The 9,311-nt window shown below is 56.9% G+C and carries 5 protein-coding genes; 2 read left to right on the top strand and 3 right to left on the bottom strand.

Translation table 11 applies throughout. The features are described 5' to 3' along the window. Positions 1-3,319: S8 family serine peptidase (locus tag HMPREF3036_RS05750; protein ID WP_156469749.1), on the bottom strand; the 3,319-nt coding region annotated here is incomplete at its 3' end. Positions 3,320-3,958: 639 nt separating this feature from the next. After that, complete coding sequence (locus tag HMPREF3036_RS05745; RefSeq protein ID WP_062332361.1) at positions 3,959-4,603, bottom strand: nicotinamidase; 645 nt, start codon at positions 4,601-4,603, stop codon at positions 3,959-3,961. Between the two features lie 266 nt (positions 4,604-4,869). Between HMPREF3036_RS05745 and gltS the strand changes: the two genes are divergently transcribed. Both gltS and HMPREF3036_RS11845 read left to right on the top strand, forming a co-directional pair. Further along, positions 4,870-6,114, top strand: coding sequence for a sodium/glutamate symporter (gene gltS / locus HMPREF3036_RS05740; protein ID WP_062332358.1), 1,245 nt, complete (start codon positions 4,870-4,872; stop codon positions 6,112-6,114). Between the two features lie 25 nt (positions 6,115-6,139). Then, the gene (locus HMPREF3036_RS11845; RefSeq protein WP_156469748.1) at positions 6,140-6,325 is read left to right on the top strand and encodes a hypothetical protein; all 186 of its coding nucleotides are present in this window, start codon (positions 6,140-6,142) and stop codon (positions 6,323-6,325) included. 67 nt (positions 6,326-6,392) lie between these two features. Here the strand turns inward: HMPREF3036_RS11845 and HMPREF3036_RS12240 are convergent, their stop codons facing one another. After that, complete coding sequence (locus tag HMPREF3036_RS12240) at positions 6,393-8,876, bottom strand: tetratricopeptide repeat protein (RefSeq protein WP_062332355.1); 2,484 nt, start codon at positions 8,874-8,876, stop codon at positions 6,393-6,395. Between the last annotated feature and the right edge of the window lie 435 nt (positions 8,877-9,311).

Genomic DNA, 9,311 nt, shown 5'->3' with positions numbered 1-9,311 from the left:
CGAGACCTTCGGTGTCACCGAAGTAGTGAGACCAGCCGAGGTCGGCCTTCAGAGCGACAGGCATGTTGCCCATGGCAAACGGCACCGAGGTGCGAACACCGAGCGTAGCGATCTGGATGTCGTCCTTGATTTCGTCGGTCTTGAAGCTGTGGCCGAGCGCATTGTCGGTCGCGGCATCCGTTTCGACGCGAGCCCAGGTGAAGCCGACGTACGGGGAGACCTTCGCAACGCTCAGGTCGAAGTTGTACGCACCTTCAACGAAGCCCTGAAGGACGGAAGCATTTTCGCTGTGCTGGTTGGCAACGCCACCGAGGAAGCGCGTCGTGTCACGGTCCTGATCAGTGTAGGCGACGCCGTAGGTCATCGTCACGTTGCCGATGTCGGTAAGACCGTAGACACCGAAGTGCTTGTCCTCACCGTCGATCTTGTTGAGGCCGGACTTGTAATCCGTCGTACCGTAGCCGAAGAAGGCGCCGAACTTGGTGTTGTCAAGGACAAGAGCTTCAGCACCGAGGAAGCCGGCGCGGAAGTCGACGTCCATGGTGTCAAGGTTACCTTCGGCTTCGCCCCAGTGACCGATGCCGGCTGCCCAGATGCGGGCGCGACCGTTGTCAACTTCGGCGGAGCGACCTTCACCCATGCCTCGGGCCTGATCCATGACCGTGCGGGACACGGCGGTGGCATTCATCACGAGGGCATTGCGGGCCGTTGCATAGAAGTCATCGTCAAGGGTCGACAAAATTTCCTTGACCTGCTTTTCGTTGGCGGCCGTCAGAACGTCACCCGTGAGAGCGTTGCCGGAAGCGGCGATCGCAGATGCAATCTTCTTCTGATTTTCGGTATCGGCGAACGATTCCATCGTCACGCCTTCCTTCTTCTTCATGGAGACGGAGATCTTCTTGTCCTCGACCTTGACGTCTTCCTTGGCCAGATCAAAGAAGAGCGAGTCCGTCTTCAGAACGTCGTGAGTAACGCCAGTAAGCGTACCTTCCTTGATTTCAAAGGTGCCGGAAACCGCATCCTTTTCACCGTTGTAGACGCTCACAAGGCTGGAACGATCAGCACCGGCGAGACCCACCGTGACCTTCTTATTCTTCGCAAAGTTAACAGCCTTGACAGCCACGTTGGAAGCGGCATCGATGTAGAGAGAACCATTCTCGCCAACATTGATCGTGAGAAGATCCGCATCCGTCGCCTTGCTCTCGATGAGACCCTTCATGGTGAACTGGTCGTCGTAAGAGGAAAGGACGCCGAAGCTGCCACCCTCAACTTCAACGGTGTTGTTTTCGCCGATGGATTCCGTAAAGGCGAGGAGCGTGCCGCCCTTGACCGTGGTAGTACCCTTGTACTCGTTCTTACCGGTCATGACGAGTGTACCGGCACCATCCTTGATCAGAGAACCCTTGTAACCTGCAAAGTCATTCGCCTGCTTCTTTTCGATTTCAGCCTTTCGCAGTTCGAAGTATTCCTGACGCCACTTCTTTGCGTCGCTTTCAGAAATGATGTGATCCTTCTTGTCATCAGTGCCGTTCAGAACGATGAACTTGTCACCAAGAACCAATTCAGACTTCAGATTCTTATCATAGTCGGCCAGCCATGCCTTTTCTTCTTCCATGCGCTGGTCGAGAGCGACATTGGTGATATTGTTGGTCCAAACGTCAAGACTGGTGTTGGCCATGTTGTAATTGAACTCGCCAAGGAACTGGCCCGGGCCATACATGCCCTTGTCCAGATCAGGAACACCCCAACCCATACGATCGGAAACCTGACCGTCCGCCGGCTTCGTTCCGTCAACATTGTTCCAGCCTTCCATGGGCGAACCATCGGGATTGTAATGGTTAGCAGTGGTGAACATCACGTCGCGAACCTGCTTCGCATTCATGTCCTGATAGCGGGACATGAGGACACCCATTGCACCGGCAACGTGAGGCGCAGCCATCGAAGTACCGGACTTGCTGCCATAACCAGGCTCACCGAAGGCAGGCTTAAGCGGATCTTTACTTTCGGTAATCTTGGGATCCTTGCCAACGATCGTAGAGTAAATGCCGTTGCCAGGAGCCGCAACAGTCCAATACTTGCCAAGACCAGCTTCGTTGAAGCCGTCGACGAGGGCATACTTAGGATTTGCGGGATCAAAATTGTTGGCCTTCCTCAGACCGGCAACAGCGATCCAATTCCCTTCTGCCTCGGGATTGAAGTACGGATACAGCGGACGATAGAAGGGATTTCCCATGTTGCGGTTGCCCGTCGTAAAGATCTGCACGACGTTCTTGTTCTCACCCTGCACTGCTTCCCAAGCGGCATCGACGAAAGATTTGTCAGAAGTCGCTTCACCCGCGTTGAACTTGTCACCGTAAACCTTCTTGAAGTAGAAGTACTCGTACTCAGACTGCTGCACAGTGTTCGCGGCGAGATGACCGGTCTGCATATAAATCTGACCGTCGGTAGGATTCTCGGGAACATCACCGGTTGTGTACTTGGACGTATCTTCGTCGGGGGTGACGTAGTGATCCCACACCCAATCGTTCTTAGCGGCACTCCACTTGTAAACTTCCTTCGTACGGATGTTCGTGCCCCACGAATTATTGATCACACCGCCACGATCGTGCCCATTAATCTTATTGGCCTTGGTGATCGTATCGGCCATGGTCTTCCACCCCTTGAAGAAGAAGTCATGGTCCTGATACGGGCCGTAGTTGTTGCTGTCGGTAGCGCCAGTGTTACCGCTAAGAATGTTGGATCCCCAAGCAACGCCGTGGAATTCGGAGCCGTCACGATTGGCACCAACGGTGCCCACAACATGGGTACCATGATTGTCGTTGCGATCGGACATCCAATTGCCCGTCACGTCAAAGTGTTCGCCTTTGTTGAAGGGCTGGCCTTTATTTTCGCTGCTGACAGACTGGGGATAGCGGTTACCAGTCGAACCATATTCACCCGTGACATGGGTGGCTGAAAAACGGTCGCCTCTAAGTTCGGGATGCTTGTCAAGGAGAGCACCAGAGTCCATGATGCCCACCATGGTCTTCTGGCCATGGAAGCCGAGGGCGTATGCCTTCGAAGCATTCATGGCAGCCAGACCCCAGTCCTTTTGATATTCCGCGGTTTCCCAGGACTGCTGGGCCTGATCAACCTCATGGTAGCGAGACGCCTCAAAGCCGGGTTCCATGTAAGCTGCATGCGCACCGGCCATCATTAGGGCAGCAACAGTCAGAGCCACAGCGCTCTTGGAAGCCTTGCCCTTCGTGGCACGATGCTCGTCAGTAACAACGTACTGCTGATGGGCAGCACTCCATTTGGTCTTGAAAACGCGATTCATCTGCGTATCTCCAAATATTTTGGTCTTTGGTTGGTCATTTCATCCCCGCTCACTTTCGAGTTGGGACATACGCAGAATAAGACCGTAGGCAACTCTCGGCTCCCTTCCTTTCAAGCCTCTGTTTTTTGAGTCGCTTTAAAACGTCAAGGTTAACCCCCATGTTTCCTTTGCCCCATTGACTTTCATGAAGTAAAATATTTCCTGAGAGTCATTATTAATGATTCCTTTAGAACCTTATGTGCAGATTGACTTTGATCAAGTTGCCCGATCGAACACTTTTGCACGCGTATCCATCGCGCCTGACAACACGAATAAGGGTCTACCCCAGTCTAGACCAATTTCCCTGCGGGCTTACCCGTACATTGTTAATTTAGACTCTCATGGGGGGGGGGGTGATAGATTGTATCTATGATGATACCTTACGGTCCACAGCTTTCAATTCTTCTGTTCTCTATTTCCCGAAACGAGGATTTCGTTCAGCTGGCACCCCTCTGAAGCCCCCTTTTCCGCCCTCCGTTCTCCGAATCCGATGCGTTCTCGCGGGCTTCAAACCCGACGCCGCCCGTCGCCAGCAAAGAAAAAGGCCGTCCGAGTCGTGAGACAGGGGCGGCCTATAAAGATTGATGGGTTGTATTTGCGTCAGTACTCTGGCTCGAGTACATCCTCGGCCCTGCACACGTCGATGCAGGCAAGTCGCCAGGCGGCTTCGGCCTTCTCAAGGCTGCCGTTGGCGTCGATCGCGGCGGAGGCGTCGGTGATGACATGGGTGACGAACCCTTCGCGAGCTGCATCGATTGCGGTGAACGAGACGCAGTAGTCAAGTGCAAGGCCGCACACCCAGACGTCAGTGATGCCGCGCTCGCGCAGACACCCCGCCAGCCCCGTCTTCGTCTCGTTGTCGGCCGCACAGAAGGCGGAGTAGCTGTCGATGTTGAGTTCCCTGCCCTTTCTAAGGACGAGGTCGGCCTTCATCGTGTCGACGCCCTCGATGGCAGCACCGTCGGTGCCTTCAACGCAGTGAACGGGCCAGAGCATCTGCTTGCCGTATGGAAGTTCAATGACGTCGAGCACGTGCCTGCCTTCATGGTTCCGGGCAAAGGAGACGTGACCCGCAGGATGCCAGTCCTGGGTCATGACGATGCAGTCCCAGGAATTCTTTTCGAGCACTTCACAGATGACGGGCACGATCTTGTCGCCGCCGGGTACCGCCAGCGCGCCCCCGGGCAGAAAATCCTTCTGCAGGTCGACGATGATCAGGGCGTGCTTTCGTGAGGTTTGTGCCATTTCTTAGACTCCGGCAGCGGTTGAACGTTTGTGATTCTGCGGACGACTTCCACGGCAGTTGTTCGATTTTAAGGGACCTGGTGCGGACCTTGAGCCCGAGTCAGGATAAACCCTGCAGGGTTTGGCCTTTGATTGAGAAATGTCGACTCCCCTTGGGCGAATGCCTTAGGGAAGGCACCTTGAGCCGCTTTCCCGCACTGCTAGACTTTTCATCAGTCTGCCTGAAAATCAGGCGTTCACAACAACCAACAAAAAGAGAAGGAAACATGACAGATATAGCAGGAACGGTGCCGGTCATCGCAGTGGACAAGGTGCAGGCCGTCGCGCTCGCAGTATGCACCTATTATTTTGGCGTCTGGCTCAAGGGAAAGATCGGCGTGCTTTCACGCTATTCCATCCCGAGTCCCGTGGTGGGCGGCATGTCCTTTGCCATCGTCGTCTCCTTCCTCGAGTACTTCAACATTGTCAAGGTTCAGATCGACTCGACGCTGCAGACCGTGCTCATGCTCGGCTTCTTCACGACCATCGGCCTGATGGCCAGCCTTCGCGTCGTCAAGGACGGCGGCAGGCTCCTTCTCGGCTTCCTCCTCGCGGTCACGGTACTTGTGTTTCTCCAGAACGGCATGGGCATGGCCATAGCGGAAGCCATGGGCTTTGACAAGCACTACGGCATTCTCGCGGGCTCCGTCTCCATGATGGGCGGCCTTGGCACCGCCGCTGCCTTCGGTCCCTATTTTGAGGAAACCTACGGCATCACGGGCGGCACCGCCGTTGCCGTCACCGCCGCCACCTTCGGCATGGTCGCCGCCCTTCTCATCGGCGGCCCGTTCGGCGAATGGTGCATTCGCCGCTACAAGGTGAAGACTCCCGACGAAGTCCAGCAGCCTGAACCCGAGCTGCACCTCCCCGACGACATGGACACCGACATTACGGAACAGCACGCATCCGCGAAGCCAAACTTCACGAATGAGATCATGCGGGCGGTCTCCGTCACGGCGCTCGCCATGGGCCTCGGCACGATCGTCTCGAACTTCCTCGGCCACTACATCACGCTGCCCGCCTACATCGGTGCCATGATCGTCGCCACCGTCATCCGCAACGTCGGCGACTTCTCGGGGATGTACAAGGTCGAAGGCAAGGGCCTCAACGCAGTGGCCGACATCACGCTCGTCCTCTTCGTCACGATGGCCATCAACAACCTGAAGCTCCACGAGCTCGTGCACCTCGCGCTCCCGCTCGTAGTGATCCTCGCCTGCCAGACGATCCTGATGCTCATCTACGCCTGGACAGTGCTCTTCACGGCCTTCGGCCGCTCCTACGACGCCGTCATGCTCTCCGTGGGCGGCATCGGCTTCTCCATGGGTGCTACGGCCAACGGTCTTGCCAACATGCAGGCCATCAGCGAAAAGTACGGCTCGTCCCCGCGCGCCTGGCTCATCGTCTCGGTCGTGGGCGCATTCCTCATCGACCTGATCAACGCCGTCGTCATCACGTGGTTCGGCACGTTGTAACGACAGGCTCTCTTCTGATCTGAAGATGTCAGACCAAGCTCTCGTTTCACAACCCGACACGGCGCAGGAGGTCCTCAGGGGCCTTCGTGCCGCCGTGCCCGTCATGACGGGCTTCGTTCCGGTCGGCCTCATTCTCGGCGCTACGGGGGCACATGCCGGGCTCTCGCCCTTCACCTCGGGCTTCATAGAAACGCCGCAAGGAGACATCTGACTTCAGGAAGCCGCGGCCAAGGCATTTCGAAAATCGTGTCAACCTCGTGCACGGCTTCCGTAGCCGATCAGGCTTTTTCGGGCTTCCTGATTGAAAGACCGCCCGCTTCGCGCCAAAGGGAGTGGAACCCGAGCTCGAGCACGTCATCGCGACCTTCTGCAAATTCCCGCGCAGCCTCGAGCACTGCGGGGAGATCCCAGGCAAGGAACACGTCATAGGCATACCGCCTGCCGTCGACGATGCCGACACTCTCATAAGCTTCAGGAACATTTGCCTGCAGCTCGGTTCTGAGCGAATCTCGAACCTCCCTTCGACCTTCGGGCGACCGATCGCGGGTGTTCATGTAAAGGATGCCCGCCGTTGCGCCCGACTGCGCGAGCATGCGCATGAGATCGGGGTCGTTTTTGAAGTAGGCGAGGACAAGTGCCGGACAGGACAGCTCAGCATGCACGGCATCGAGCAGGTAATCGCAGTCCTTTTCTTCGGATCCGTCCCAGTCGAATTCATTCGACTCGTCGAGATAGTCATCCATCGTCGTGACGAGCTTCATCGGATCGGTTTCGCGCAGGTAGCTCTGGAATTCCTGCACCGAGAAGCCGACGCCCGATTCAGGCTTGCGCGTGAGGCGAAGATCGTAGTAATACTTCATCCGCACCGCTTCGCCCACGGCATTGTCAAGGAGCGCCTGCACGCACGAAAAGGCTTCGGCATACTCGGGCTCCTCGAGAGTTTCGAAGGCTTCATGGTAGGCGATCAACCGGTCTGCACCCCCTTCCTCCGGCTTTTCCTCCCAGAGATAGACGTTACCGGCATGGAGCTCCCTGCCGTTGATGTCGAACCGCAGCGGGATCGCCCCTCTGCGGCGTCCGAGCGTCAAGCGCCAGTCAGACCTCAGCTCTTCGGGCATCCGTCGGATGAGTGCCCGCAGAAGATAGGTCCTCAGCCAGTCGCCGTCGGCCGAGAGGTTGAGATCCACCGGGCCGGCAATGGCTCCGACGTACGCCAGAGCTCCCGGGACGACCTTCTGAAGGTCCTCGGTGATCTCGAGCTGCGCATCCTGGCATTCGTCAGGATCGGCCAGACGCTTCAGCAGCCCGGGCGTCTTCTGCGCCATGCCGTCCCAGAAATCGTTGATACGCTCCCGCAGCGGTTTCGAGAAACGAGGAAAGGCCATCTGAAAACGGCACAGACGCATGAATTCAAGTGAATCCTGATCGCCTTTCTGCAGCGCTTCTGCACGCTCGAAACAGGGTAGCGCCTCCTCCTCGCGTTCGAGGTAGAAGAGTGCATAGCCCATGCGGAACTGCCACTTGTGCGTGTTTTCGTAGCGGTCACGGACGGACTCAAGGAGCCGGATCGCACGAAGAAGTTCGGAACCGCCGAATTCGGCCGCATTGTTGCAGGCGCGTGCCAGCTCAAAGGTGAGCGCGGGATGGCGTTCGTCGTCGGGCTCGGCTTCGAGCAGTCGAATGATGCCGCGATAGTCCTCTTTCTCGTCGAGGTCGGCGACGATCTCGAGCATTTTGACCACGTCGGGCGGGAAATCCTCGGAGCGTTCGGGCCCCTCCCGATCCCCGAGGCCGCTGACGGCCGGATTGAGCTTGAAGTGGTGCTCGCGTGACTCTCCGGTCGCAGGGTCGGGCATGAAGATGAGATGAATGCTGCGATCAAGGTCGAAAGCGACGTTGACGATGTCGCCCGCCTTCAAATCCTGCTTGTTCATCGTGTCGGCAATGGCGCTGCGGGCATGTCGGATCCAGACCGGCGGCATGTGCGAGAGTCCGGCCTCGTTCATGCGCAGAGTCACAGGGACGCGGACGCCTTCGACCGGCATGCGGGCCGACAAAAGATAGGGCAACTCCTCGTCAGGCTTCATTTCGTCAAATTCGAACGCCGCGCAGGCCGCCTCAAAGCCTTCCGGATCCTTGACCACGCACAGGAGCGCCTGGTGCTTTTCCATCACCTCTTTGAGATCCATGCGGTTGCTCTGAAGGTCTTCGTCATGTTCCGGGCGAATGTAGTGAAAGAGCATTTCCGGAAGCGTTGCACCGTCCCGGATCTCCTTTTCGAGCGTCAGGAATTCCGCGTCACCCGGCACGAGCTCAAGGCCTCTTTGAACGGCAGCCTGTGCAGCTTCGGTCTCCCCGAAGTGTGCCAGAAGCTTTGCATAATGGAGCCATCCCCAGGGATAACCGGGTTCAGCTTCGACGCCCCGACGGGCAATGTCGAAGGCTTCCCGGAGTCGACCGACGTGCGTCAGCGCGGCGGCGAGGCGATAATGCCAGACACCGCTCCCGGCGGCCGCGGCTTCGGCCTTTTGGAGCACTTCGACCGCCTGTGCATATGAAACGTAGTCGTCGCACTGCAGAAGCGCGAACGAGCGCCAGAGCGCGATTTCCAGATCGGCATCGGCTTCTTCGCGTGAGAATCGGCCCTGTTGGACACCCTCTTCCACGAAGTTGTCGAGCAAGGCGAAGATGCGTCCTACAATCGTGACGCCGTTCTCATCGCAGGCTTCGAGAGCGTTTCGGTCATTGTCCGTCAAGAGCATGTTGCAACCTCGAGTCAAGGGCCAGCGCAGTTGCCAAAGGGCTGCGCCGACAATGGTTGTGTCGGAAAGGAAGGGAAACGGCCGGACGGTGCGCCTCGCGCGTGTCGTGATGCATGCTTTGTTCACGCCGTCGCGAATCGAGGTGTCCGGCTTTTCCCTGTCCTTATCTTCATTCTGCCCGAGCAATCAGCCAGCGCCACAGTGCTTTCCACTATTGATGTCGTGGCCTCCCGGGTATTTTGTTTCGAGAATTTTCCATAGGAAGCTCTTCAAAACCCCTGTTCCCAAGCCGAATTGAACAAAATTGTTCCGTTCGGTTTTTCTTTACAACGTCAAAAAATGGTGTTTTCTTGCCATCAAAATAGTATAATTCTATTGTGTTGACGTTTACGATCTTGTAGCGCTATGGAAGAGTTGTTTAATGGTCAATTGAGC

The organism is Sutterella sp. KLE1602 (assembly GCF_001578585.1).
In the GTDB taxonomy this organism is placed as follows: domain Bacteria; phylum Pseudomonadota; class Gammaproteobacteria; order Burkholderiales; family Burkholderiaceae_F; genus Sutterella; species Sutterella wadsworthensis_A.
Note: the sequence above shows the minus strand (reverse complement) of the source record. Positions and strands in the feature narration are given on the sequence as shown.

What these genes read in the sequence shown, in the direction of transcription:
- HMPREF3036_RS05745 (WP_062332361.1), bottom strand. Translation starts at nt 4,603, where the DNA reads ATGGCACAAACCTCACGAAAGCACGCCCTGATCATCGTCGACCTGCAG.
- gltS (WP_062332358.1), top strand. Translation starts at nt 4,870, where the DNA reads ATGACAGATATAGCAGGAACGGTGCCGGTCATCGCAGTGGACAAGGTG.
- HMPREF3036_RS11845 (WP_156469748.1), top strand. Translation starts at nt 6,140, where the DNA reads ATGTCAGACCAAGCTCTCGTTTCACAACCCGACACGGCGCAGGAGGTC.
- HMPREF3036_RS12240 (WP_062332355.1), bottom strand. Translation starts at nt 8,876, where the DNA reads ATGCTCTTGACGGACAATGACCGAAACGCTCTCGAAGCCTGCGATGAG.